Annotated in this window: 21 protein-coding genes; 13 read left to right on the top strand and 8 right to left on the bottom strand. The window is 72.6% G+C overall.

Features of this window, described 5'->3' with window-relative positions; genetic code table 11:
• Positions 1-382: 382 nt before the first annotated feature.
• The 3 genes from B7R87_RS13330 to B7R87_RS13340 are packed head-to-tail and all read left to right on the top strand — an operon-like array spanning position 383 to position 2,444.
• The gene (locus tag B7R87_RS13330; RefSeq protein WP_130585092.1) at positions 383-853 is read left to right on the top strand and encodes a DUF2771 family protein; all 471 of its coding nucleotides are present in this window, start codon (positions 383-385) and stop codon (positions 851-853) included.
• 48 nt (positions 854-901) lie between these two features.
• Complete coding sequence (locus B7R87_RS13335; RefSeq protein ID WP_130585093.1) at positions 902-1,579, top strand: futalosine hydrolase; 678 nt, start codon at positions 902-904, stop codon at positions 1,577-1,579.
• A 1-nt stretch (position 1,580) separates the two neighbouring features.
• On the top strand, positions 1,581-2,444 hold the full coding sequence (locus B7R87_RS13340) for a 1,4-dihydroxy-6-naphthoate synthase (RefSeq protein WP_006348561.1): 864 nt from the start codon (positions 1,581-1,583) through the stop codon (positions 2,442-2,444).
• A 227-nt stretch (positions 2,445-2,671) separates the two neighbouring features.
• On the opposite strand, the gene B7R87_RS34110 is transcribed toward B7R87_RS13340, so the two are convergent.
• Complete coding sequence (locus B7R87_RS34110; protein WP_006348560.1) at positions 2,672-3,055, bottom strand: cold-shock protein; 384 nt, start codon at positions 3,053-3,055, stop codon at positions 2,672-2,674.
• 226 nt (positions 3,056-3,281) lie between these two features.
• On the opposite strand from B7R87_RS34110, the gene B7R87_RS13350 reads away from it, so the two are divergent.
• On the top strand, positions 3,282-3,521 hold the full coding sequence (locus B7R87_RS13350) for a hypothetical protein (protein WP_006348559.1): 240 nt from the start codon (positions 3,282-3,284) through the stop codon (positions 3,519-3,521).
• A 95-nt stretch (positions 3,522-3,616) separates the two neighbouring features.
• On the opposite strand, the gene B7R87_RS13355 is transcribed toward B7R87_RS13350, so the two are convergent.
• Together B7R87_RS13355 and B7R87_RS13360 are read right to left on the bottom strand one after the other, a co-directional pair.
• Positions 3,617-4,288 carry an HAD family hydrolase gene (locus B7R87_RS13355; protein WP_006348558.1) on the bottom strand — a complete coding sequence of 224 codons (672 nt, stop codon included), beginning with the start codon at positions 4,286-4,288 and terminating at the stop codon, positions 3,617-3,619.
• Positions 4,289-4,412: 124 nt separating this feature from the next.
• A complete protein-coding gene (locus tag B7R87_RS13360; RefSeq protein WP_006348557.1) occupies positions 4,413-5,453 on the bottom strand; it encodes a hypothetical protein in 1,041 nt (346 codons plus the stop codon).
• A gap of 114 nt (positions 5,454-5,567) precedes the next feature.
• On the opposite strand from B7R87_RS13360, the gene B7R87_RS13365 reads away from it, so the two are divergent.
• Both B7R87_RS13365 and B7R87_RS13370 read left to right on the top strand, forming a co-directional pair.
• Complete coding sequence (locus tag B7R87_RS13365) at positions 5,568-8,231, top strand: helicase C-terminal domain-containing protein (protein ID WP_130585094.1); 2,664 nt, start codon at positions 5,568-5,570, stop codon at positions 8,229-8,231.
• A 106-nt stretch (positions 8,232-8,337) separates the two neighbouring features.
• Positions 8,338-9,984, top strand: a complete 1,647-nt coding sequence (locus tag B7R87_RS13370; RefSeq protein WP_006348553.1) for a DNA repair helicase XPB — start codon at positions 8,338-8,340, stop codon at positions 9,982-9,984.
• Between the two features lie 29 nt (positions 9,985-10,013).
• Here B7R87_RS13370 and B7R87_RS13375 read toward each other — a convergent pair whose 3' ends face one another.
• Entirely contained in the window at positions 10,014-10,439 is a 426-nt protein-coding gene (locus B7R87_RS13375) for a hypothetical protein (RefSeq protein WP_130585095.1), read from the bottom strand.
• A 265-nt stretch (positions 10,440-10,704) separates the two neighbouring features.
• On the bottom strand, positions 10,705-10,899 hold the full coding sequence (locus tag B7R87_RS13380) for a hypothetical protein (protein ID WP_006348551.1): 195 nt from the start codon (positions 10,897-10,899) through the stop codon (positions 10,705-10,707).
• A gap of 573 nt (positions 10,900-11,472) precedes the next feature.
• On the opposite strand from B7R87_RS13380, the gene B7R87_RS13385 reads away from it, so the two are divergent.
• The 3 genes from B7R87_RS13385 to B7R87_RS13395 all read left to right on the top strand — a co-directional run bounded on the left by B7R87_RS13385 (position 11,473) and on the right by B7R87_RS13395 (position 15,586).
• Positions 11,473-13,560 carry a HelD family protein gene (locus B7R87_RS13385; RefSeq protein ID WP_006348550.1) on the top strand — a complete coding sequence of 696 codons (2,088 nt, stop codon included), beginning with the start codon at positions 11,473-11,475 and terminating at the stop codon, positions 13,558-13,560.
• Between the two features lie 221 nt (positions 13,561-13,781).
• Complete coding sequence (locus B7R87_RS13390) at positions 13,782-14,624, top strand: hypothetical protein (RefSeq protein WP_006348549.1); 843 nt, start codon at positions 13,782-13,784, stop codon at positions 14,622-14,624.
• Between the two features lie 176 nt (positions 14,625-14,800).
• A complete protein-coding gene (locus B7R87_RS13395) occupies positions 14,801-15,586 on the top strand; it encodes a hypothetical protein (RefSeq protein ID WP_006348548.1) in 786 nt (261 codons plus the stop codon).
• 102 nt (positions 15,587-15,688) lie between these two features.
• Here B7R87_RS13395 and B7R87_RS13400 read toward each other — a convergent pair whose 3' ends face one another.
• Positions 15,689-16,387, bottom strand: a complete 699-nt coding sequence (locus B7R87_RS13400; protein WP_006348547.1) for a copper homeostasis protein CutC — start codon at positions 16,385-16,387, stop codon at positions 15,689-15,691.
• Positions 16,388-16,681: 294 nt separating this feature from the next.
• On the opposite strand from B7R87_RS13400, the gene B7R87_RS13405 reads away from it, so the two are divergent.
• Positions 16,682-18,958: a heavy metal translocating P-type ATPase gene (locus B7R87_RS13405; RefSeq protein ID WP_040915864.1), complete on the top strand. Its 2,277-nt coding sequence runs from the start codon at positions 16,682-16,684 to the stop codon at positions 18,956-18,958.
• Between the two features lie 98 nt (positions 18,959-19,056).
• On the opposite strand, the gene B7R87_RS13410 is transcribed toward B7R87_RS13405, so the two are convergent.
• Both B7R87_RS13410 and B7R87_RS13415 read right to left on the bottom strand, forming a co-directional pair.
• A complete protein-coding gene (locus B7R87_RS13410) occupies positions 19,057-19,374 on the bottom strand; it encodes a DUF6479 family protein (RefSeq protein WP_006348545.1) in 318 nt (105 codons plus the stop codon).
• A gap of 191 nt (positions 19,375-19,565) precedes the next feature.
• The gene (locus B7R87_RS13415) at positions 19,566-20,231 is read right to left on the bottom strand and encodes a maleylpyruvate isomerase family mycothiol-dependent enzyme (RefSeq protein ID WP_006348544.1); all 666 of its coding nucleotides are present in this window, start codon (positions 20,229-20,231) and stop codon (positions 19,566-19,568) included.
• Positions 20,232-20,298: 67 nt separating this feature from the next.
• On the opposite strand from B7R87_RS13415, the gene B7R87_RS13420 reads away from it, so the two are divergent.
• The 3 genes from B7R87_RS13420 (at position 20,299) to B7R87_RS13430 (ending at position 23,255) form a co-directional block, all read left to right on the top strand.
• Entirely contained in the window at positions 20,299-21,042 is a 744-nt protein-coding gene (locus B7R87_RS13420; RefSeq protein ID WP_130585096.1) for an HD domain-containing protein, read from the top strand.
• A 214-nt stretch (positions 21,043-21,256) separates the two neighbouring features.
• The gene (locus tag B7R87_RS13425; protein ID WP_040915857.1) at positions 21,257-22,486 is read left to right on the top strand and encodes a Cmx/CmrA family chloramphenicol efflux MFS transporter; all 1,230 of its coding nucleotides are present in this window, start codon (positions 21,257-21,259) and stop codon (positions 22,484-22,486) included.
• A 166-nt stretch (positions 22,487-22,652) separates the two neighbouring features.
• Positions 22,653-23,255, top strand: coding sequence for a Uma2 family endonuclease (locus B7R87_RS13430; protein ID WP_040915856.1), 603 nt, complete (start codon positions 22,653-22,655; stop codon positions 23,253-23,255).
• Positions 23,256-23,280 lie beyond the last annotated feature (25 nt).

The following is a 23,280-nucleotide window of genomic DNA, read 5'->3' on the forward strand; positions in this document are numbered from 1 at the left end:
AGGGTCCACTGCTCACAACCCGCCCGCCCCCGGGTGCCGGCGAGTGAGCCCGGGGAGCACGACAAGTTCTCGGAGGGGACAGGCCCCAGGCCACCATGGCGCCTGTGCCCTTGGGCCAACGGGTCCACTGCTCACGACCCGCTCAACCTCATGCTCCGGCGAGTGAGCCGAAGGGGCGCGTCTGGGGGTCCCCCCACGCCGGAGGCGTAGGGGGACTGGAGGGAGAACGCGCGCAGGCCGCGAGGAACGAGCGGCCGAGCACGATCGACTGAAGAACCCGGCTTAAGCGCCCCGGAGGCGAACCGAGCCCCAAAAAAAACAGCGACCCGCCCCGGAGGGGCCCCCGCGTGGACGGGGAGGCGGGGACAGATAGCCTTCGGGCATGACCGTTGCGTTCTTGTCCGGGACCCGCCGCCGGGCCACCGCCGCCGTCGCCATCGTCGGCGCCGGGCTTCTGACCCTGTCCGCCTGCGAAAAGCCGACTCCGGTCGCGACTCTGACGATCGGGTCGGAGTCGGTCAACACGGAGGCTGCCTGCTACAACGACGGCAAGCCGCTGGCCAAGGACGTCTATGACGCGTGCATGAAGGAGACGGGTAAGACCCTTGAGGTCGATCCGGATCTGCCGCTGCGCATCGGTGTGGACCCGGCGATTGCCGAGAACGGCTGGGTGCTGGGTGTCGAGGGCTCGCTGTCGAACGAGGCGGAGGAGTCCAAGAAGACGTACCAGTCCGTCAACAGCCGTGCTTTCTTCCCGCCGGGTGGGCAGGACAAGCTGCGTCTCCAGATCGTCGAGGTGAAGGACCAGCAGCCTGTCGGTGTCTGGCAGTTCCAGCTGAAGAAGCAGGGCTGAGGCCGGGGCGGCGTACGGTGACGGCGGCCGGGGCCGGAGGCCGGTGAGGTGCGGGTACTGGTCGTGACCGCGGTCGCGCCGGAGGCGGAGGCCGTCGGCGCGGCGGACTGCGGTGCGGAGGTGCTGGTCGGCGGGGTGGGTCCTGCCGCGGTCGCCGCGCGCACGGCCGTGGCGCTGGCCGCCGGGCCGGATCGGCGCGGCCCGTACGACCTGGTGGTCTCCGCGGGTATCGGCGGCGGCTTCGCCCCGTATGCCCCTGTCGGTTCTCTTGTCGTCGCGGAGACGATCGTTGCCGCCGATCTGGGGGCCGGGCTGCCGGACGGCGGCTGGCTGGCCGTCGACGAGTTGGGTTTCGGCCGGTCCGGGCACCGGCCGCCGCCGGAGCTGGCGCGGGCCGCCGTGGAGCTGACGGGTGCGTTGTACGCGCCGGTGTTGACGGTGTCGACGGTGACGGGTTCCGCCGCCCGGGCCGCTGAGCTGACCGGACGTCATCCGCGGGCGGGTGCCGAGGCGATGGAGGGGTTCGGGGTCGCGGAGGCCGCGGACCTGCACGGGCTGCCGGTGCTGGAGATCCGCGCGATTTCCAACGCGGTGGGCCCGCGGGATCGGGACGCCTGGCGGATCAAAGACGCGCTGACGGCTCTGACGGAGGGTTTCCGCAGGCTGCGCCCCCTCTTCGAGGGGCCCGTACCGCGGTCGGCTCTGTCGCCGTCGAAGGAGAGCTGAGATGGACATCGCGTACTCCCCCTGTCCGAACGACACGTTCGTCTTCGATGCCTGGGCGCACGGCCGGGTCCCGGGCGCGCCGCCGCTGGATGTCACCTTCGCGGATATCGACGTCACGAACGGTATGGCGGAACGCGGCGAGGGCACGGTCCTGAAGGTGTCGTACGCGGTGCTGCCGTGGGTGCTGGACGAGTATGCGCTGCTGCCGTGCGGCGGGGCGCTGGGCCGGGGCTGCGGCCCTCTGGTGCTCACCCGCGCCGGCGCGGACGGCGGTACGGCGAAGCCCGAGGGGCTCGCGGGGCGTACGGTCGCGGTGCCGTCCGAGCGGTCGACGGCGTATCTGCTGTTCCGGCTCTGGGCGGCGGACCGGGTGCCGGGCGGGGTGGGTGAGGTCGTGGTGATGCCGTTCCACGAGATCATGCCCGCGGTTCGGGACGGTGTGGTGGACGCGGGTCTGGTGATTCACGAGGCGCGGTTCACCTACCAGGACTACGGGCTGGTGAAGCTGGCCGATATGGGCGAGCACTGGGAGGAGACGACCGGGCTGCCGATCCCGCTGGGCGCGATCATCGCCAAGCGGTCGCTGGGCGTGGAGACGCTGCGGCGGCTCGCGGAGTCGGCGCGGGCTTCGGTACGGATGGCCTGGGACGATCCGGAGGCTTCGCGGCCGTATGTCCGGGAGCATGCCCAGGAGATGGATCCGTCGGTCGCGGACCGGCATATCGGGCTCTATGTGAACGAGTTCACGGCCGATTTGGGGCCGGACGGCTATGCGGCGGTACGCGGGTTGCTGACCCGCGCGGCGGCCGAGGGGCTCGTACCGCCGATTGCGCCGGGTGCGCTGGACTTTCCCGCGGCCGCGTAGCTGCCCGGGCGGTCGGGCAGTCGGGCAGTCGGGCAGTCGGGCAGGCCACCGCAGCTCCGGCGCGGTCGGGGCCGCGGGGGCGCGTACGAGGCGTACGGGCGTGAAAAAGGCCGAGAGGCTCTGTCACCGCCTCTCGGCCCCATGCGCCGGGCTCATCCGAACGGGCGAGCGCCCCCTGCGCCGTACGGCCGCGTGCCGCTGTGCACCGGGACGCGCCGTCGTACGGCTCAGACGTCGAGCTGGTCCGCCACCGCCCGCAGCATGCCCGCGATCTTGGCGCCGTGCGCCTTCTCCGGGTACCGGCCGCGCTCCAGCTGCTGGGTGACGTTCTCCAGGAGGGTGGTCAGGTCCTGGACGATCGACGCCAGCTCGTCGGGCTTGCGGCGCTGGGCCGCGGCCACCGAGGGCGTGGGGTCGAGGATGACGACGGAAAGCGCCTGGTCACCGCGTTGACCTGCGACGACACCGAACTCCACCCGCTGGCCCGGCTTGAGCACATCGACACCGTCGGGCAGCACTGACGAGTGAACGAAGACGTCGCCGCCGTCGTCGCGGGAGAGAAAGCCGAAGCCCTTCTCGCTGTTGAACCATTTGACCTTGCCGGTAGGCACGTCTGTCCTCGTCCTTGTACTCGTCGGGGCGATTCGTCGGGCGCTCGTGCGCCGGAGAACTCAGAAACGTCAGAAAGTTCAGAAGGTTAACGAAATCAGTGAAAACGATCCGGATAGCAGTGCGGGCGGGTCCTCCGACCCGCACCACACCCAAGGCTAATGGTCCAGGGGCTGGTGACAAGACGTTGCCGAACGGTTCGTCCCCGAAGGGAACTACCCTGGCCGGATGACTGCTACTCCTTCCGCGCCGGGCGACGGACTGGTCCGGGCCGGCGCGATCGTCTTCGTCGTCGGCGCGGTCGCCACGCTCATCACGTTCGCTCCGCTGTTCCTGGGGACGGATCCGTTTCCGCCGGTCGCCTATGCGGTGTGCATGCTGATGGGCGTCGGATTCATGATCTCGGGCGCCGGGGTGCTGCGTTCGATCGCGGCCCAGCGGCGGACGGCGAAAGCCGTGACGCAGTGACTCGGTGATGCGGTGGCGGAAGCCGTGACGGCGCCATGGCGTGACGGCTCGGTGACGCGATGGCGTGATGGCGCGATAGCGGCGCCGGGGCGGTTCTAACCGCCCGCGGTGAGGGACGGTGCGGTCCGGCGCAGCCAGGCGGGGAATTCCGTGAGGTCGTCGAGGACCACATCGGCTCCGGCGGCCCGCAGTTCGGCGGCGTCGCAGGGGCCGGTGGGCACGCTCACGGCCAGTGCCCCGGCCGTGTGCGCTCCCCGGACGTCGCCGGTGTGATCGCCGACGTACGCCCCGGCGCCGTACTCGCGCAGGGCTTCCGCCTTTCCTTCGGCCCACAGCCAGCCGATCACCGCGTCCGGGGTGATGCCGAGCCGGTCGAGGTGGAGTTTGGCGTTGGGCTCGTGCTTGGCGGTGACGACGATCGCCCGGCCGCCGCACTCCTGGACGGCCCGCACCGCTTCGTGGGCGCCGGGCAGGGCGCGGGTGGGCCCGATCGCGTACTCCGGATAGATCTCGCGGTAGCGGTCGCCCATGGCCTGAATCCGATCATCGGGAAACCAGTGGGCCAGCTCCTGCTCCAGGGGCGGGCCGAGCCGGGTGACGGCGAGGTCGGCGTCGATCCACACCCCGGTCTCCTCGGCGAGCCTGCGGTACGTCGCGCGGATCCCGGCCCGCGAGTCGATCAGCGTCATATCGAGATCGAATCCGACGGTGAAGGCGGGGCGAGGGGCCGACGGGTCGTCCCCGGGGGCGGCTGCGGGCGCGTTCATGGCCCCATTCTGCCCATGATTGCCCCGTACACGCTTCTCCGGCCGCACGGGCGGCCTCTCGCGACGGTTCCGCCGCGCGGACGAGGTCCGGCGGCGGATCCGGGGTGACCGCCCCGGCGGTGCCTCATACCTTCCGCGCCCGCCAGATCAGATACAGCGCGGACGCCACCGCGGCGCCCCGCAGTACCCAGGGGCCCGTCTCCAGGAAGGCGTCCCGCATCGCTTCGTCCGGCAGGGGGGTGCCCCAGCGGCCCGTGGAGCGGCCCCACAGCCAGGTGCAGCCCGCCGCCACGGCCGCGCCGGGGATGACGAAGACCGCGACCTTGGTCTGGGCCGGGCCGAGTCTGCGGGAGGCATAGGCGATCAGCCAGCCCGCCGCGAACGCGATCCACGTGCCGAAGACGGCACCGCCGATCAGCAGCAGTGCGGCCAGCAGCAGGAGCGGGCTGCCGAGACCGGCCGCAACGGCCGTGGCGGCCGCCTTCTCCGGGTCCTTCGCCCGGCGGGCGAGCAGCTTCGGCAGCAGACCGGGGGGCGGGGCGGACTCCTCCTCCGGCTCGTCCTCGGCGTCTTCGCCGGCCTCGGGTTCGTCCTCGTCGTCGCGCGGCGGATGCAGTATTTCGGGGACCTCGACGCCGCCGGTGAATCCGCCGACCCGTTCCCCCGCCCCGTACGGCCGCGGCTGGACGGTCCACCAGTCGCCGTCGCCGCCGATCCCGTCGAGGTCGGGGCCCGAACCCCGGGACGAGCCCAGTTCGTCGAGGCCCGCGAGATGCGGCGGCAGACCCGGCGGGGACGCGGGCGGCGGGGGGACCGCCGGGGCCGCGCGGTCCTTGCGGGGGCGCGGGATCAGCTTCCGGACCCGCGGGGCGGGAAGCGGCAGCCGGTCCGGGGCCGCGGGTTCCACCGGTACGGGGCGGGGGGCGGCGGTCCCGGGCGACCCGCCCGCCTTCTTGACGAGTTCATCGGGTGTGCCGAGCCGGCCCAGGATCCGCCGAACGGACGCGGGGCTGTCCGACGGTGCCTTCGCCCGCTCCTGTTCGATCCGGCCGCGCACCGACGCCACCAGCTCCATCCGCTCCCCGGAGGAGAGTTGGCGCTGCTGGGCGAGGTCCCCGACCCGGCTCAGATAGTCGTAGACGAGCTGTTCGCTCTCGATCCCCACGGACGGTTTCCCCTCGCACGCTCCCCGGACCCGGACCGGCTCCGGACGGCCCGGATCCGATCCCGGCAACGACGGTAGCGCGGTGGGGGGACGTCAGCGACTACCGTGGGGCGGATGGGGACGAAGCCCGAGGAACCGCGCGGCGCGCACCAGGACGGACCGAACGGCACGGAGCCTCAGGGCGCGGGCCGGGACGAACGGGCGCGCGGTGTACCGCGCACGCTCGCAGAGGCACTGCGCGCCGGGGGTGACGAGGAGCTGGCCGCACTGCTCCGGGCCCGCCCCGATCTGCTGAATCCGGTGCCGGGCGATCTGACCCAGCTCGCCACCCGTGCGGGCACCCGTGCCTCCGTCGTACGGGCCCTGGAGCGGCTGGACCGGTTCGCCCTCCAGACCGCGGAGGCCCTGGCGGTGGCGCCCGATCCGGCGCCGTACGAAAGCCTGCTCACCCTGCTGACCGGCGACAACGGCGGTGACGACAGCAGTGGGAGCGTCGTCGCCGCCGCGCTGCCGGGCGCGGTCGCCGCGCTGCGGACCCAGGCTCTGGTGTGGGGCGCGGACGACCGGCTGCGGCTGGTGCGCACCGCGCGCGAGCTGCTGGCGCCCTCCCCCGCCCGCCCTTCCCCGACCGGTCTGGGCCCGACCGTCGCGGAGGCCACGGCCGGGATGTCCCCGGGCCGGATCCAGGAGATCGTCGCGGCGGTGGGCCTGCCGTCGACGCACGACCCGGTGTCCGCCGTGGCATCGCTGACCGCCCTGTTCACCGACCGCGACCGGATGGCGGCCCTGCTGGACACGGCACCGCCGGAGGCCTCGGCGGTGCTGGACCGGCTGGTCTGGGGACCGCCGTACGGAGAGGTCACCGCAGACCCGACGCCACCGGTCCGCTGGCTGCGGGACCGGGGGCTGCTGCTCCCCGCCTCACCGCGCACCGTCGTGCTGCCGCGCGAGGCTGCCCTGCATCTGCGGGCGGGCCGGGCCCATCGCGTACCCGAACCGCAGCCGCCGCGGCTGGAGGCCGCCGCTTCGGTGCTGGCCGCCCGTCCACAGGTTGTGGACGGCGCCGCGGCCGCGCAGGCGCTGACGGCGCTGTCGACCGTCGAAGATCTGCTCCTGGACTGGCACGAGGGCGGGCCGCCGGTGCTGCGCGCGGGCGGGCTGGCCGTACGCGATCTGAAGCGCGCGGCGGTCGCCCTGGACACGGACGAGCCGACGGCCGCGTTCTGGCTGGAGCTGGCGTACGCGGCGGGGCTGCTGGCCGCGGACGGCGAGGCGGACGAGGCGTACGCCCCGACGCCCGCGTACGACTCCTGGCTGGAGCTGTCCGCCGCCGAACGCTGGGCCCGGCTGGCGGACGCCTGGCTGACGGCGACCCGGACCGCCGGGCTCGTCGGCTCCCTCGACGGAAAGGGCCGGGCGCTCTCCGCCCTGGGCCCCGGTCTCGACCGGTCCGCGGCGCCGGAGGTACGCCGCCGGGTCCTCACGCTCATGGGCGAACTGCCGCCCGCGACCGCGCCCACCCCGGACAGCCTGCTGGCCCGTCTGCGCTGGGAACGGCCGCTGCGGGGGCCCGAGGGTGCCTCGTACGGTGCCACCCCCGCGACGGGGCCGTACGGTGCGGCGGCGGCCGGTACGTCCGGGACCCTGGCGACCGATCTGCGGAGCCGGCTCGCGGTCTGGACCCTCACCGAGGCCGAATCGCTGGGCATCACCGGCCGCGGGGCGCTCTCGACCCACGGCCGCGCCCTGCTCGGCACGGATACCGCTGCCGCTGCCGCTGCCGCTGCCGCGAGGGATACCGCCACGGCACCGGACCGGGCCGGGCGGCTGCGGGCCGCCGCCGACGCCCTCGCGCCGATGCTGCCCGTACCGCTCGACCACGTACTCCTCCAGGCCGATCTGACGGCCGTCGCCCCCGGCCCCCTCCAGCGGCACCTCGCCGAAACCCTCGCCGTCCTCGCCGACGTCGAATCGAAGGGCGGCGCGACCGTCTACCGCTTCACCCCCGGATCGGTCCGGCGGGCCCTGGACGCCGGACGGACCGCCGCCGAACTCCACTCCTTCCTCGCCCTGCACTCCCGCACCCCGGTCCCGCAGCCGCTGAGCTATCTCGTCGACGACGTCGCCCGCCGCCACGGGCATCTGCGGGTCGGCGGAGCCTCCTCGTACCTCCGCTGCGACGACGAGGCACTCCTCGACGAGATCACGGCCGACCGGCGGTCGGAGGGGCTCGGGCTCCGCCGGATCGCCCCGACCGTCGTGTCGTCCCTCGCCGATCCCTCGACGCTGCTCGCCGGGCTGCGGTCGATGGGCTACGCCCCGGCCGCCGAATCCGCCGAGGGCGATGTGCTGATCGCCCGCGCCCATGCCCGCCGCACCCCGCCCCGCACTCCCCCGGCCCCGCAGCCCGAGGGCCCGCCGTCGCCGGACGCGACCCTGCTGGGCGCGGCGGTACGGGCGATCCGGGCGGGCGATCTGGCCGCGACGGTCGCCACGAAGCCCGTCCCGGCCGCGGACGGCACCCGTGCCCCGGCCGCGCCGGGCAACCTCCCGCGCACCACGGCCGCCGAGACCCTGGCCACGGTCCAGGCAGCCGTGATGACTGGCTCCGCCGTGTGGATCGGCTATGTGAACGCGGAGGGCGCGGCCAGCCAGCGGGTGATCGCGCCGGTCCGGGTCGAAGGCGGCTTCGTCACCGGCTTCGACCACACCGCCGACGAGGTCCGCACCTACCCCCTGCACCGGATCACGGGCGTCGCGGAACTGGCGGACGACTGAGCCGCGCCACCCGCTGAGGCCCCTCACCGTCCGCCGATACGGCAGACTGGAAGTTTGGCTGCCCGGATCCGGGGAGCAGCCGCCTGCCGGAAGGGATGCACGCCAGGTGAACGGGCCGCTGATCGTCCAGAGCGACAAAACTCTCCTGTTGGAGGTCGACCACGAGCGGGCCGACGCCTGCCGTCGTGCCATCGCGCCCTTCGCCGAGCTGGAGCGGGCGCCCGAGCACATCCACACGTACCGGATCACGCCGCTCGGGCTGTGGAACGCCCGGGCCGCCGGGCACGACGCCGAGCAGGTGGTGGACGCCCTCGTCGAGTACAGCCGGTATCCGGTGCCGCACGCGCTGCTGGTGGACGTGGCCGAGACCATGGCCCGTTACGGGCGGCTGACCCTCAGCAAGCACCCCGTGCACGGGCTGGTCCTCACCAGCACCGACCGGCCGGTGCTGGAGGAGATCCTGCGGTCGAAGAAGGTGCAGCCGCTGGTGGGCACCCGGATCGACGCGGACACGGTGGCCGTGCACCCCTCCGAGCGGGGCCAGATCAAGCAGACCCTGCTGAAGCTGGGCTGGCCGGCCGAGGACCTCGCCGGGTACGTGGACGGCGAGGCGCACCCGATCGACCTCGACGAAACGGGCTGGGCGCTGCGGCCGTACCAGAAGCAGGCGGTCGAGGGGTTCTGGCACGGCGGGTCGGGCGTCGTGGTGCTGCCGTGCGGTGCGGGCAAGACGCTCGTCGGCGCCGGGGCGATGGCCCGCGCCAAGGCGACCACGCTGATCCTGGTCACCAACACGGTCTCCGCCCGGCAGTGGAAGCACGAGCTGGTGAAGCGGACGTCCCTGACCGAGGACGAGATCGGCGAGTACAGCGGGACGAAGAAGGAGATCCGTCCGGTCACCATCGCCACCTACCAGGTGCTGACGACCAAGCGGAAGGGCATCTACCCGCATTTGGAGCTGTTCGACTCCCGGGACTGGGGGCTGATCCTCTACGACGAGGTGCATCTGCTGCCCGCCCCCGTCTTCAAGTTCACCGCCGATCTCCAGGCCCGGCGGCGGCTCGGTCTTACGGCGACGCTGGTCCGGGAGGACGGCCGCGAGTCGGACGTCTTCTCGCTGATCGGGCCGAAGCGCTTCGACGCCCCCTGGAAGGAGATCGAAGCGCAGGGCTATATCGCCCCGGCGGACTGTGTGGAGGTACGGGTCAATCTGACCGACTCGGAACGGCTCGCCTACGCCACCGCCGAGACCGAGGAGAAGTACCGCTTCTGCGCCACCACCGCGACCAAGCGGAAGGTGACGGAGGCGCTGGTGGCGAAGCACCGGGGGGAACAGACCCTGGTCATCGGGCAGTACATCGACCAGCTCGACGAGCTGGGCGAGCATCTGGACGCGCCCGTCATCAAGGGCGAGACGTCGAACGCCCAGCGCGAGAAGCTCTTCGACGCCTTCCGGCAGGGCGAGATCTCGGTGCTGGTGGTGTCGAAGGTGGCGAACTTCTCCATCGACCTGCCGGAGGCGACCGTCGCCATCCAGGTGTCGGGCACCTTCGGCTCCCGCCAGGAGGAGGCCCAGCGGCTGGGGCGGGTGCTGCGGCCCAAGGCGGACGGCCACGAGGCCCGCTTCTACTCGGTCGTCGCCCGCGACACCATCGACCAGGACTTCGCCGCGCACCGGCAGCGGTTCCTGGCCGAGCAGGGGTACGCGTACCGGATCGTGGACGCGGACGAGCTGCTGAGCGGCGGGCGGTAGGTCGTACGGCGTGGCGGGGCGGGCCGGGCTCAGCCGTCGGCCGCGACCAGGACCGGCGACAGGAGGATCAGCGCGTACTGGAGCGCCACGAGCCGGCCGCGCACGGTGTTCGACATGCCGTCGCGCGGCAGGGCCGCGGCGAACAGCCCGAACAGGCCCGCCGGGAGCAGCACCAGCAGTCCGGCTCCGACCAGGCCCCCGGCCCGGCCGTCGGTCTCGTGGGCGTCGACCAGGGCGAGCAGGCCCGAGAACACCAGGGCGCCGAAGGCCAGCAGCAGTCCGAGGCCCGCGATCACACGGAGCGCGCCCGCCGAGGAGTCCGGGGCGGGGGAAGGGGCAGAGGAAGGGGCGGCGGGCGGCGGGAAGGGCGCGGCCGCGGTCGGTGACCCGGCGGGCGCTGCACTCCGCGGGGCCCGCGGTTCGTTCTCGTTCGGCGTGGGTCGCAGGGGTCGCATGGGTCCATTGAAGGACGCCGGGTGGTCGCCGCGCCTCCGTCGGGGCGCTCAACTCACCGTGCGGGGAGAGTGGGTACGGATACTCAGGCGGTACGGCGCTGTGCGGGACCGCCCGGGTGCGGGCCGGGTTCCGGTACGGGTCCGTGCGAGTGGTACCGGTGCGACAGGTGAGGGATGTGTCCGGTGCGGATGCGTCCGGCGCGGGGCGGGTTCCCTGCGGGGCGTGCTGCGGTACGGCTCCGGGGGCTGTGGCCGCGGGCGGCCGTCAGCGGCGGCGGACCCCGGCCGCCTCCGCGTCGTAGTCGCCCGTGACCGCGACGCTGAAGAGCGCGGAGGCGAACACCTTCACCGCGTGCAGCGCGCCGCCGGTGCGGTGCGCGGCGTGTGCGCCGACCGCGCCGGACGCCGTGCCGCGGGGGCCGGGGAGCTGGACCGAGGGGGTGAGAGTCGTTGTCGTCATGTGTTCAATGATGTGGTTCCACCCCAGGTCAGCGCATCGGCCGCACGTTGGAACCCGGCCCGCTCCCGCCTACGACTCCAGGCATAAGGGACCCCTCGGAAGGACAGCACCTGCGGAGGAGAACCATCTGCCCCGCGTCATACTTCAGTCGATCTCCCTCCTCCTCCAGGAGGGCAACCGGCCCTGAGCCGCGCCTCGGGACCCGGGCCCGGAGAAAGGGTTCGCCGTCCGCGGGGCCGCGCACTAGACTGCCGCGTCTGCCCGCCTCCGCCCCAGGAGCGCCGCCGCCCGGACGGAAACCGGCCGGTGTCCCGCGTACCCGGCCCGACCAGGCGTCCTTCGCCCGTGACCCGGTGCCCGTACGCCCGTCTGCCCGTCCGTCCGCGGCCTTCCGCCGCGTCCGCCGCAGCCCTGTGGAGGCCCGTCGTGCCCGCGCCCGTCCCCCCTTCCGTACCGGATTCCGCGCCCCTGAGCGGGCCGGGTGCCGGGTCGGGGTCCCCCGCTCCGTCCGGTGACGACGCCCTCGTCCGCGAGAAGGCCCATCTCGCCGCCTCGCGCTCGGCCCTGAGGACGATGCGCAAGGAGGTGGAGGCGCTCGACATCGCGGACGTCACGGCGAACTGGGTCAACAAGCAGGCGCTGGAGGCCCGTACCGAGCAGCGGATCAGGGAGCTGGCGGATCTGGCGCACACACCGCTCTTCTTCGGGCGGCTCGACTACGGCGGCGGTGCCCACGAGGGCCACCACTTCTACATCGGCCGCCGCCATGTGCACGACGCGGTGGGCGAGCCGATGGTCCTGGACTGGCGGGCGCCCGTGTCGCAGCCCTTCTACCAGGCGTCCAGGACCGTCCCGCTCGGCGTCGACCTGCGGCGGCGCTTCGGCTACACGGGCGGTGAGCTGACCGCGTACGAGGACGAGCGGCTGACCGGTCCGGCCGGTCCGGACGCGGCGCCGCGCACCAGCCGACTGCTCCAGGAGGAGATCGAACGGCCGCGCGTGGGCCCGATGCGGGACATCGTCGCCACCATCCAGCCCGAGCAGGACGAGATCGTCCGCTCCGGTCTGGGCGGCACGGTCTGCGTCCAGGGCGGCCCGGGCACCGGGAAGACGGCGGTCGGTCTGCACCGGGTGGCGTATCTGCTGTACGCGCACCGCGAGCGGCTGGCCCGTACCGGCACTCTCGTCATCGGCCCCAACCGCTCCTTCCTCCACTACATCGAGCAGGTGCTGCCCGCGCTCGGTGAGCTGGAGGTGGCCCAGGCGACGGTGGCCGATCTGGTCGCGCACGTCGAGGTGCGGTCGGTGGACGCGCCGACCGCGGCACTGGTGAAGGGCGACGCCAGGATGGCCGAGGTGCTGCGGCGGGCGCTGCGCTCGTACATCACCCTGCCCACCGAGCCCGTGGTCGTCGAGCGCGGCTCGCGGCGCTGGCGGATCCCGGCGTACGAACTGGCCGAGATCGTCACCGAGCTGCAGGAGCGCGAGATCCGTTACGGGGCGGCGGGCGAGGCCCTGCCGCAGCGCATCGCGCATGCCGTCCTGGTCCGGATGGAGGAGGCGGGCGAGGCCCCCGACGACCGGGTGCAGGACGCGGTGGCCCGCCATCACGCGGTGAAGGCGGCGGTGAAGGCGGTCTGGCCGCGGGTCGATCCGGCGAAGCTGGTGCTGCGGCTGCTGTCCGAGCCGGAGTTCCTCGCCGCCCATGCCGAGGGGCTGCTCGGGGCGGAGGAGCAGCGGGCGATCGTCTGGGCGAAGCCCGCGCGGGGCGTGAAGTCCGCGAAGTGGTCGGCGGCGGACGCCGTGCTCATCGACGAGGCGCAGGATCTGGTGCAGCGCACGCCATCCCTCGGGCATGTCGTGCTGGACGAGGCGCAGGATCTGTCGCCGATGCAGTACCGGGCGGTGGGGCGGCGCTGTTCGACGGGGTCCGCGACGGTGCTGGGGGATCTGGCGCAGGGGACGACGCCGTGGGCGACGGCAGGCTGGCGGGAGGCGCTGGCGCATCTGGGGAAGCCCGATGCGGTGGTGGAGGAGCTGACGGCCGGGTTCCGGGTGCCGCGGGAGGTGATCTCGTACGCCTCCCGGCTGCTGCCCCATATGTCACCGGGGCTGCGGGAGGTGTCGTCGGTCCGTGAGGCGCCGGGGTCGCTGGACGTGCACCGGGTGCCGGGCGGGGCGGAGGACGGTGCCGGTACGGCCGATACAGAGGGCAGTGCGGAGGACGGCTCAGAGGGCGGCTCGCAGGGTGGTGCGGAGGACGGTGCAGCCGGGGGCGCGTTGGACGCTGCGGTGGTCGGCGCCTGCCGTACCGCGCTGCTGCGGGAGGGGTCGATCGGCCTGATCGCCGCGGATGTCCGGATCCCGGCGCTGGCCGCGGCGCTGACGGCGGCCGGGCTGCCGTTCCTCGACCCCGGCCGGGAGACGACGGCGGAGTCCCGGCTCACGCTGGTGCCCGCGTCGCTGGCGAAGGGTCTGGAGTACGACTACGTGGTCCTCGACGAACCGGCGGCGGTCGTCGACGGCGAACCGGACGAGCGGACCGGTCTGCGACGGCTGTACGTGGTGCTGACCCGGGCGGTCTCCGGGCTGACCGTGGTGCACCGGCGGCCGCTGCCCCACCAGTTGGCGGCGCCCGGGCCCCGGGAAAGTACCCTCTGAGCTGCGCGGAAGCCCCGGACGCCGAACCCCGGCGGTGCAGTGAAGCCAACCCGTCACCAATTACTCTGTAAAACCTGTTCACAGAGCCCGGGTTGAATGCAACCATTTACATCACTCGGGGGTCCCTACTCTCGGAACACAGACTCGGGCTCCGTGGGCGGAGCCGTGCGCGCCGACGCGCGCCCTCCCCCACCGCGCCCTGGAATGAAACTGGGGAACACATGCGCACACGTGCAACCATCGCCGCCGTCACCGGCGCACTGGCCCTGGCCGGGCTCGTCGCCCCGACCGCCGTGGCCGACGACGCCCCGCGCCGGGACTCGTCCCGTCCGGTCCTGGAGAAGTTCCAGCAGGCCAAGAAGCCTTCCGCCCGCTCGTCGAAGGCGGCCGCCCCGGTCATCAGCAACGTCGTGGTGAACGGCGGCAAGCCGTTCGTCGTCGGTATCGCGGACAAGCCGATCCGCGCGGTCTTCAACGTGAAGTCGCCCGGCGGCATCGGGGACGCGTACAGCGAGATCTGGCACGGCACCACGTACAACGAGAACACGCCCTTCATCCCGATGGACGGCGTCAAGGGCTGCGCGGGCACCTGGGTCAACTGCACCGCCGACTTCCTGGTCATGCCCTCCATCGACCTGACCAGCAACGCCCGTGCGGGCAAGTGGAACATCGGGGTCGCCGTGGCCGACGCCGGTTTCCTGAACGAGACGGTCAACGAGAAGGCCGGCAGCGTCACCATCCTGCGGGAGTCGCGTCTGACCACCGACGCCACGCCCGAGGGTGTCAAGAAGGGCAAGCCCCTGACGGTCAACGGCAGCCTGCGGATCGTCAACTGGAACGCCCAGAACTTCGGCGCCTACGCCAACCAGACCGTGCACCTGGAGTTCATGAAGAAGGGCGCGACGGCCTACAGCCGCGTCAAGACGCTGAAGACCGACAAGGCGGGCAACGTCAAGACGACGGTCACCGCCTCGGCCGACGGCTACTGGCGCTACGTCTACCCGGGTGTCGCCTCGGCGATCGCCCCGAAGACGTCCGTCGCGGACTTCATCGACGTCCGCTGACGTCGGTCGGCGCTCCGCCACGCCACGGCCGCTTCCCGGTGGTACGCCACCGGGCGGCGGCCGTTCGCGCGACTGCCGCCCCCCGCCACAACCTTTCCCCCGGCTCCCTTGTCTGCACCGGCAGACGATCCGTCAGCAACGGGTCACCCCGAGAAGACTCAGGGAAGCGGGTACTCATGCGCATCCGCACATCGGCTTCGGCGTCCGCCCTCGCCGCCGCACTGCTTCTGACCGCTCTCGCGGCGCCTTCGGCCGGGGCAGTCCCGGATCTCGTACCGACCGGCGCGGGGGGAGGCCACCCCCCGGGGTACTCGAACCCCGCACTCAACAACGGAAAGCCGGTCGTCATCGGCCTGGGCATCGCAAGATTCCCGGCAGCCTTCGATATCGACGACCGCAACGGCGGGGTCCAGAACACCGCGATGATCTGGCACGGCTGGGGCTACGCCGACCAGGAGAACGCCTTCTACGCGGAGGGCGTGGAGAACTGCGGCGGCCATATGCGGTGCAAGGGCACCTTCCATGTGAACCACAAGTACGTGAAGAACAGTCAGGCGGGCATCTGGCATCTCACCCTCGCGGGCTCCATCCCCGACGGCCCGGGCACCCTCCTGAAGAGCACCCTCAGGTTCTCCGTGCTGCGCAAGACGGCGCTGACCGTGAACGCGGCCCCCGAGCCGGCACGGAAGGGCGGCACGATCGGCGTCACCGGGACGCTGACGGCGGCGGACTGGGAGCGCGGCCGCTACACCGGCTACCAGAGCCGGAAGAAGGTGCAGCTGGAGTTCCGCGCGGCGGGCTCCGGCACGTACCGGACCGTGGGGCGGGCCTACCCCGACCGGTACGGCAAGGTGGCCTTCAAAGCGAAGGCGGCCGCCGACGGCTACTGGCGGCTGCGGTACCCGGGCGATACCGCGACCGCGCCCGTCCTCACGTACGGCGACTTCGTCGACGTGCGCTGACGCCACCGGCCGGCCGGTCCCGGTCCCGCCGGAGCCCCCTGCGCGCCGGACGCGCAGGGGGCGATACGCAGGGGCCCGAGCCCGCCGGGGGCGGGAGGCCGGTCAGGAGTCGACGGCCGTGCGCCACTCCCGTACCGCATCCGCGCTGACCGGTCCCGTCCAGCCGTGCGGACGCGCCGCGCCGCCGATGTGGAAGGCGTCGAGCCCCGCCGCGCGCAGCGCGGGCACATGGTCGAGGCGGAGACCGCCGCCGACCAGCAGGTTCTGCTCGTACCCCGGTTCGGTACGGCGTCCGGCCTCGGCGATCAGGGTGTCCAGCCCGGCGTCGACGCCCGCCGCGGAGCCCGCGGTCAGATAGGTGTCAAGGCCGGGCAGGTCCGCGAGCTGCTTGCGCAGCGCGTCCCGGTCCGCCGCCCGGTCGATCGCCCGGTGGAAGGTCCACGAGCAGCCGGAGATCACGGCCAGCAGCCGCTCCACGGTCACCAGGTCCGGGCGGCCCTCGGCGTCGAGAAAACCGAGGACGAACTCGTCGGCACCCTCCTCGCGCAGCCCGGCCGCGGCCGCGACCAGCGCCTCCACATCCGCCGGGGTACCGGCCGAGAATCCGTCGGCGTGCCGCAGCATCACCCGTAGCGGGATATCGACCGCTGCCCGGATGGCGGCGAACGTCTCCCGGGGCGGGGTCAGTCCGTCCGCCGCCATATCGGTGACCAGTTCGAGCCGGTCAGCTCCGCCGGACTGGGCCGCGACCGCGTCCGCGGCATCCAGAGCGATCACCTCCAGAAGCGCACGGTTGCTCATGTGACCCCAATCCTCCTGGTGATGGCGGTGACGGCTGGACCCCTAACAGGTCTAGTCCAATAGCTCAGCCTAGTCCGCGGTCCGGCGGGGCGCATCAGCGGGCGGATGAGAGAACGATGTGAGGCGTATGGATCAGGACAGTCCGGCGTCAGGGTGCTGTCAGCAGGCGGTCAGGGCGGGGGCGGAGCCGCGGTTCGGGGCCGCACCCCTTGCGTTTGATACCCAGGGGGGGTATACATGGACCCAGAAGGGATACCCTGTAGGGGTATCAAGGTGTCGGACCGGGAGGAAGTCATGGCGCACACGGCCACCCACCCCCAAGAGGTGGAACTCGCGATCGGCGGCATGACCTGCGCCTCCTGCGCGGCCCGTATCGAGAAGAAGCTCAACCGCATGGACGGTGTCGAGGCGACCGTCAACTACGCCACCGAGAAGGCGAAGGTCACCTTCAGCGACGACATCTCCGTCCAGGATCTGATCGGCACGGTCGAGGCGACCGGCTACACCGCCGCCCCGCCCAAGCCGAAGCAGCAGTCCGCCCCGGCGGGCGACGGCGGTACGGGCGGCGGCGCGGACGCCGAGGAGGAGGACGATCCGGAGCTGAAGACGCTGCGCGAGCGGCTGATCACGGCCGTCGTCCTGGCCGTGCCGGTGATCGCGATGGCGATGATCCCGGCGCTCCAGTTCCAGTACTGGCAGTGGCTCTCGCTGACGCTCGCCGCCCCGGTCGTCGTCTACGCGGGCTGGCCCTTCCACCGGGCCGCCTGGAAGAACGCCCGCCACGGCGCCGCCACCATGGACACCCTGATCTCGGTCGGCACCATCGCCGCGTTCCTCTGGTCCCTGTACGCGCTCTTCTGGGGCCACGCCGGAATGCCCGGCATGACCCACCCCTTCGAACTGACCATCGAACGCGGCGACGGCTCCTCCAACATCTATCTGGAGGCCGCGGCCGGAGTCACCGCGTTCATCCTCGCCGGGCGCTACTTCGAGGCCCGTTCCAAGCGCAAGGCGGGCGCCGCGCTGCGGGCCCTGATGGAGCTGGGCGCCAAGGAGGTCACCGTCCTGCGGGACGGCGAGGAGGTCCGCGTACCCACCGCGGAGCTGAAGGTCGGCGACCGCTTCCTGGTCCGCCCCGGCGAGAAGATCGCCACCGACGGCATCGTGGTCGAGGGCTCGTCCGCCGTGGACGCGTCCATGCTGACCGGCGAGTCCGTGCCCGTCGAGGTCGCTCCCGGCGACGGAGTCACCGGAGCCACCCTCAACGCCGGCGGCCGGCTGGTCGTCGAGGCGACCCGGATCGGCTCCGACACCCAGCTCGCCCGGATGGCCAAGCTCGTCGAGGACGCGCAGACCGGCAAGGCGGCGGCCCAGCGGCTCGCCGACCGGATCTCCGGTGTCTTCGTACCGATCGTGATCCTGCTGGCCATCGGCACCCTGATCACCTGGCTGGCGCTGGGCGAGGGCTGGGCGGCGGCGTTCACCGCGGCCGTGGCCGTACTGATCATCGCCTGCCCCTGCGCCCTGGGCCTGGCCACGCCGACCGCGCTCATGGTCGGTACGGGCCGCGGCGCCCAGCTCGGCATCCTGATCAAGGGTCCCGAGGTCCTGGAGACCACCCGCAAGGTCGACACCGTCGTCCTGGACAAGACCGGAACCGTCACCACCGGCAAGATGACACTGCTCGCCGTGCACACCGCGGACTCGACGGACGAGACCGAGGTGCTGAAGCTGGCCGGTGCGCTGGAGAACGCCTCCGAGCACCCGATCGCCCAGGCCGTCGCCACCGGCGCGGTCCAGAAGGTCGGCGCCCTCCCGGCGCTGGAGGACTTCGCCAATATCCCCGGGCTCGGCGTCCAGGGTGTCGTCGAGGGGCACGCGGTGCTCGTGGGCCGCGAGAAGCTGCTGGCCGAGTGGGAGATCCGGCTCCCCGATGAGCTGAAGCGGGCGAAGGACACCGCGGAGGCGTCGGGCCGGACGGCCATCGCGGTCGCCTGGGACGGCGAGGCGCGGGCGGTGCTGGAGGTCGCGGACGCGGTGAAGGAGACCAGTGCCGAGGCCATCACCAAGCTGCGGGCCCTGGGGCTCACCCCGATCCTGTTGACCGGTGACAACGAGGCCGTCGCGAAGGCGGTCGCGGCGGAGGTCGGCATCGACGAGGTCATCGCGGAGGTCATGCCCGAGGACAAGGTCGACGTGGTCAAGCGGCTGCAGGCCGAGGGCCGGAGCGTCGCGATGGTCGGCGACGGTGTCAACGACGCCGCCGCGCTGGCCCAGGCCGATCTGGGCCTGGCGATGGGCACGGGCACGGACGCGGCCATCGAGGCCAGTGACCTGACCCTGGTCCGCGGCGATCTGCGGGCGGCGGCCGACGCGATCCGGCTGGCCCGCCGGACGCTGGGCACGATCCGGTCCAACCTCTTCTGGGCCTTCGCCTACAACGTGGCGGCGCTGCCGCTGGCCGCGCTGGGACTGCTGAGCCCGATGATCGCGGGTGCGGCGATGGCGTTCTCGTCGGTCTTCGTGGTCGGCAACAGCCTGCGGCTGAGGCGCTTCAAGGCCGTGGCCTGAAGGGACCGAGAGGGAGGGTGATACGGGAGGGGCCCGGGCGCATGAAGCGCCCGGGCCCCTCCCGTATCGGTGTCGGTGTCGGGTGTCCGGGGCGGGGCTCAGCCGCCGAGGCCGCCGCTGCCGAAGGATCCGCTGTGGGTGTTCCGCCCGTGCTGGGGCCGGTCCTCCCGCCCCTTGCCCGTGCTGTGGCTGCTGTGGGTCCGCAGGTTGTACGGGAGCAGCCGGCCGCCGTCGTGGGGGAAGGAGTCCGGTCCGTCCTCCTCGCGGATCTCCTCCACGTGCTCGCGGTGCTCGGGCTGCTTCGGCTGCTCGTCGGGGCGCGGCGGGACGATGGCCGCCCGGCGCCGCCCGTCCCACCACATCGCCGCGCAGAGCATGCCGACGAGTACGAGTCCGAGAATGATCAAACCGGCCATGGGGGCCTCCGTAGGACGGGACGCCCGGAACGGGTCCGGGGTGTCTGTCTCGCCTTCCAGTGTCACCCCACCGGGCAAATCCGCGCTTCGGGACCGGTATCGGCGCAGGTCAGCGCAGGTCAGCGCAGGTCAGCGCAGGTCAGCGCAGGTCAGCGCAGGTCGGCGCAGGCGAGGGGGCTCCGTGACCCGGATCAGGTGAAGAACGCCAGGTCCGCCTCCTTGGCGCCGGTCAGCTCGTACCGCTCCCCGGCCGTCGAACGCCCCGTGACCAGCCTGATCAGCGTCTTCGCCGGACCGGTGTAGACGGCGGGCTCGGGGCTGTCCGCGCCGAGGACCAGCGGTGCGCCGTGCCCGTCCAGCTCCGCCAGCAACGGCTCCGTCCGCCGGGCCCTGCTGTACGCGGCGAGCAGCGCGAGCGCGTGGGGCAGTCCTTCGCCCTCGTACGCCCCGGGCTCACCGAAGGCCTCCCGCAGGTCCCCGGCGTGCACCCACTCACCGAACGCGACCGCGTCGAGCCGGCCGTGCCCGGCCGCGGCGATCATGGGCCCGGCGTCGGTGAGCCCGCGCTCCAGATCGTCCACGAGTTCCCGGTTCGAGCGGTCGGAGAGTGCGGCGATATCGCGTTCGTTGGACTCGGGCGAGAAGACGTCCTTCTCGTAACGGCTCTCCACGACGCGGTTCAGCACGGCGGCACAGTGCGCGACGACATGGCGCACGGTCCAGCCGGGACAGCAGGTGGGCAGCGCGAAATCGGCCTCGGGCCGGGACCGGAGCAGGGGGACCAGCGCGTCCCGTTCGGTACGGAGAAGAAGGCCGGGCAGCTCGGGATCGCGTACGGAATCGGTGTCGTTGACCATGGTCCCAGCCAAGCGCACGGGGCGGGTGAGGGCCAGGGGGCGATCCCGGCCCGTCTACAGTCGGCGCATGAGCGCTGCGGACGGTTCCCTGTACGACCCTGATGCGCCGGGCCCCGGTCCGGACCCGGCGACGGGCGAGGGGCTGCGGGCCCGCTGGGTGCGGGCGCTGGCGGGCGCAGGCGCGGGCCGGACCACGGCCGCCTCGGTCGGCGCCCCGTCGGCCCCGGACCCGCTCCCGTACGCCGAGAATCTGCTCGCCCGCTGGTCGGAGCCGCAGCGCCGCTACCACACCACCGATCATCTGGCCGCCGTGCTCGACCGGATCGACCTGCTCGCGGACCGGGCCGCCGACCCCGATCTGGTCCGGCTCGCGGCCTGGTTCCACGATGCGGTCTACCGCCCGGACCGCTCCGAGAACGAGGAGCGTTCGGCCGCACTGGCGGAGCGGGCCCTGCCGGAAGCCGGACTGAGCGCGGCGGCCACCGCGGAGGTCGCCCGGCTGGTGCGGCTGACCGTCACCCACGCGCCCGAACCCGGCGACGCCAACGGTGCGGTGCTGTGCGATGCGGACCTGGCGATCCTGGCGGCGCCCCCGGAGGCGTACCGCTCCTATGCGCGGGCGGTGCGCGAGGAGTACGCCTTCGTCCCCGACGACGCCTTCCGGCAGGGCCGGGCCGCGGTGCTGCGCCAGTTGCTGGCGCTGCCGAGGCTGTTCCACACCCCGTACGGAGCACGGGAATGGGAGGCTCCGGCCCGGGCGAACATGACGGCGGAGCTGGAGGAACTGGAGCAACTGGAACAGCCGGGCTGAGGGCGCCGAGGTGCGGCCATCGGCGGGTCGACAGGGCCGTGGCCGGTCGCGGCGCCGGGGCTGTGTCCGGGGCCGATGTTGCAGCTCTGTGTCGGTTTGCCGTTCTTCCCGCACGGCGGGAATGCGGTCCGCCGACGGCGGGGTTGCCCTGGTCATGCCCGACTCCGCTCCCGTACCGAACCCTGCCCCCGCCCCCGCCTCTGCCCGCCCCCGGATGCCGCTCGCGGTCTACATCCTCGGACTCTCGGTCTTCGCCCTCGGCACCAGCGAGTTCATGCTCTCCGGCCTGCTGCCGCCCATCGCCGACGATATGGGTGTGTCGATCCCCCAGGCCGGCCTGCTGATATCCGCCTTCGCGGTCGGCATGGTGGTGGGCGCGCCGCTGCTCGCGGTGGCCACCCTCAGGCTCCCCCGCAAGGCCACCCTGATCGCCCTGATCTCCGTCTTCGGCCTGGGTCAGGTGGCGGGCGCGCTCGCCCCGACGTACGAGATCCTCTTCGCGTCCCGCGTCGTCAGCGCCCTCGCCTGCGCCGGTTTCTGGGCGCTCGGCGCGGCCGTGGCGGTCGCGATGGTGCCGGTGAACTCCCGGGCCCGGGCGATGGCCGTGATGATCGGCGGGCTGTCGATCGCCAATGTCCTCGGTGTTCCGGCGGGCGCCTTCCTCGGTGAGCACCTGGGCTGGCGCGCGGCCTTCTGGGCGGTGGCCGTGTCGTCGGCGGTGGCGCTGGTCGGTGTGGTGACCCGGATCCCGAGCATCCCGGTGCCCGCCGAGAAGCCGCAGCTCAAGCGGGAGCTGTCGATCTACCGCGACGGTCAGGTGTGGCTGGCGGTCTTCACCACGGCGCTCGCGGGCGGCGGCGTGTTCTGCGCCTTCTCGTACTTCGCCCCGCTGATCACCGATGTCGCGGGCATCGGTGAGGGCTGGGTGTCGACGGTCCTCGCGCTCTTCGGTATCGGTGCTCTCGTGGGTACGACGGTGGGCGGCCGGATCGCGGACGCGCACCTCTTCGGCGTGATGATCAGCGGTATCGCGGCGTCGACGGTCTTCCTGGCGGCGCTGGCGGTCTTCGCGGCGGTTCCGGCGGTGGTCGTCACGCTGGCGTTCCTGCTGGGCGTGTCCGCCTTCTACACCGCCCCGGCGCTCAACGCCCGCATCTTCAATGTGGCGGGTGCGGCCCCGACGCTCGCGGCGGCCACCACGACGGCGGCGTTCAACATCGGCAACACGGCGGGCCCGTGGCTCGGCGGCACGGTCATCGACGCGGACCTCGGCTACGAGTCCCCCGCCTGGGCGGGAGCGGCGATGCTGATCGTGGCGCTGGCGCTGGTCACGGTGTCGATGCGGATGCAGGGCCGGTCGAAGGTGGTGACGGGTTCGGCGGTCACCGCGGCCGCGGACGAGGCCGCCCGGGTACCGTCTCCGGCGGTCGCGGAACGGGCCTGACGCCCGACGCGGTTCCCGGCGGGTGCGTCAAGGAAGAAACGACGCGCCCGCCGTCAACCTTGCCCTTGTACGTTCATTCGATCGTGGGATGCTGGCACAAGTGGACGATGACCGCCGCGCCACCTCCCTACGCTCGCCGCGTTAGGCCATGGGGAAGGGAGTCGCGATGACAGCCGCGATGGCCGAGAGGGTCCAGATGTCGCATGACGAGCCGTGGGACGCGCTTCTGGAGACATGGCGAGGGCTGGACGTGCCCGAGGGGTGGCACGCGGAAATCAGCGAAGGACAGATCCACGTGGTTCCACCACCTCATGCACAGCACAACCGGATCACGGCCAAGCTGCAGCGGGCCCTGCTGACCGTCCTCCCCGACGAGTGGGAGGTCTTCCAGACCCTCGGTATCCAGATCGTGGCCTCCGAGAAGCTCTACATTCCGGATCTGGTCGTCATGCCCGACGACGTGGTCGCCGCCGTCCCGGCGAACGTGAGCACGCCGATCGACGCGGGCGAGGCCCTGCTCGTCGTCGAGGTCACCTCTCCGTTCAACGCGGCCGACGACCGGGTGAAGAAGCGGGGAGCGTATGCCCAGGCCGGGATCCCCGTTTACCTGCTGGTCGACCGCTTCGACCCGCACGGCCCCACCTCGACGCTGTACACCGACCCACTGAACGGCGCCTACCGGCTGGCCCGCCGGGTTCCCTTCGGGGAGCAGCTCCAGCTGCCCGAGCCCTTCGACCTCAAGATCGACACCTCGGCGTTCCCCGTCTGACCCACCGCCCGGCCCCCGGCGGGAA

Source organism: Streptomyces tsukubensis (assembly GCF_003932715.1).
GTDB classification, from domain to species: Bacteria; Actinomycetota; Actinomycetes; order Streptomycetales; family Streptomycetaceae; genus Streptomyces; species Streptomyces tsukubensis.

Bases quoted from the DNA above. Each gene is read 5' to 3' on its own strand.
- B7R87_RS13330 (WP_130585092.1), top strand. From the start codon at position 383: ATGACCGTTGCGTTCTTGTCCGGGACCCGCCGCCGGGCCACCGCCGCC.
- B7R87_RS13340 (WP_006348561.1), top strand. From the start codon at position 1,581: ATGGACATCGCGTACTCCCCCTGTCCGAACGACACGTTCGTCTTCGAT.
- B7R87_RS13350 (WP_006348559.1), top strand. From the start codon at position 3,282: ATGACTGCTACTCCTTCCGCGCCGGGCGACGGACTGGTCCGGGCCGGC.
- B7R87_RS13355 (WP_006348558.1), bottom strand. From the start codon at position 4,288: ATGAACGCGCCCGCAGCCGCCCCCGGGGACGACCCGTCGGCCCCTCGC.
- B7R87_RS13365 (WP_130585094.1), top strand. From the start codon at position 5,568: ATGGGGACGAAGCCCGAGGAACCGCGCGGCGCGCACCAGGACGGACCG.
- B7R87_RS13375 (WP_130585095.1), bottom strand. From the start codon at position 10,439: ATGCGACCCCTGCGACCCACGCCGAACGAGAACGAACCGCGGGCCCCG.
- B7R87_RS13380 (WP_006348551.1), bottom strand. From the start codon at position 10,899: ATGACGACAACGACTCTCACCCCCTCGGTCCAGCTCCCCGGCCCCCGC.
- B7R87_RS13385 (WP_006348550.1), top strand. From the start codon at position 11,473: ATGCGCAAGGAGGTGGAGGCGCTCGACATCGCGGACGTCACGGCGAAC.
- B7R87_RS13390 (WP_006348549.1), top strand. From the start codon at position 13,782: ATGCGCACACGTGCAACCATCGCCGCCGTCACCGGCGCACTGGCCCTG.
- B7R87_RS13395 (WP_006348548.1), top strand. From the start codon at position 14,801: ATGCGCATCCGCACATCGGCTTCGGCGTCCGCCCTCGCCGCCGCACTG.
- B7R87_RS13400 (WP_006348547.1), bottom strand. From the start codon at position 16,387: ATGAGCAACCGTGCGCTTCTGGAGGTGATCGCTCTGGATGCCGCGGAC.
- B7R87_RS13405 (WP_040915864.1), top strand. From the start codon at position 16,682: ATGGCGCACACGGCCACCCACCCCCAAGAGGTGGAACTCGCGATCGGC.
- B7R87_RS13410 (WP_006348545.1), bottom strand. From the start codon at position 19,374: ATGGCCGGTTTGATCATTCTCGGACTCGTACTCGTCGGCATGCTCTGC.
- B7R87_RS13415 (WP_006348544.1), bottom strand. From the start codon at position 20,231: ATGGTCAACGACACCGATTCCGTACGCGATCCCGAGCTGCCCGGCCTT.
- B7R87_RS13420 (WP_130585096.1), top strand. From the start codon at position 20,299: ATGAGCGCTGCGGACGGTTCCCTGTACGACCCTGATGCGCCGGGCCCC.
- B7R87_RS13425 (WP_040915857.1), top strand. From the start codon at position 21,257: ATGCCGCTCGCGGTCTACATCCTCGGACTCTCGGTCTTCGCCCTCGGC.
- B7R87_RS13430 (WP_040915856.1), top strand. From the start codon at position 22,653: ATGACAGCCGCGATGGCCGAGAGGGTCCAGATGTCGCATGACGAGCCG.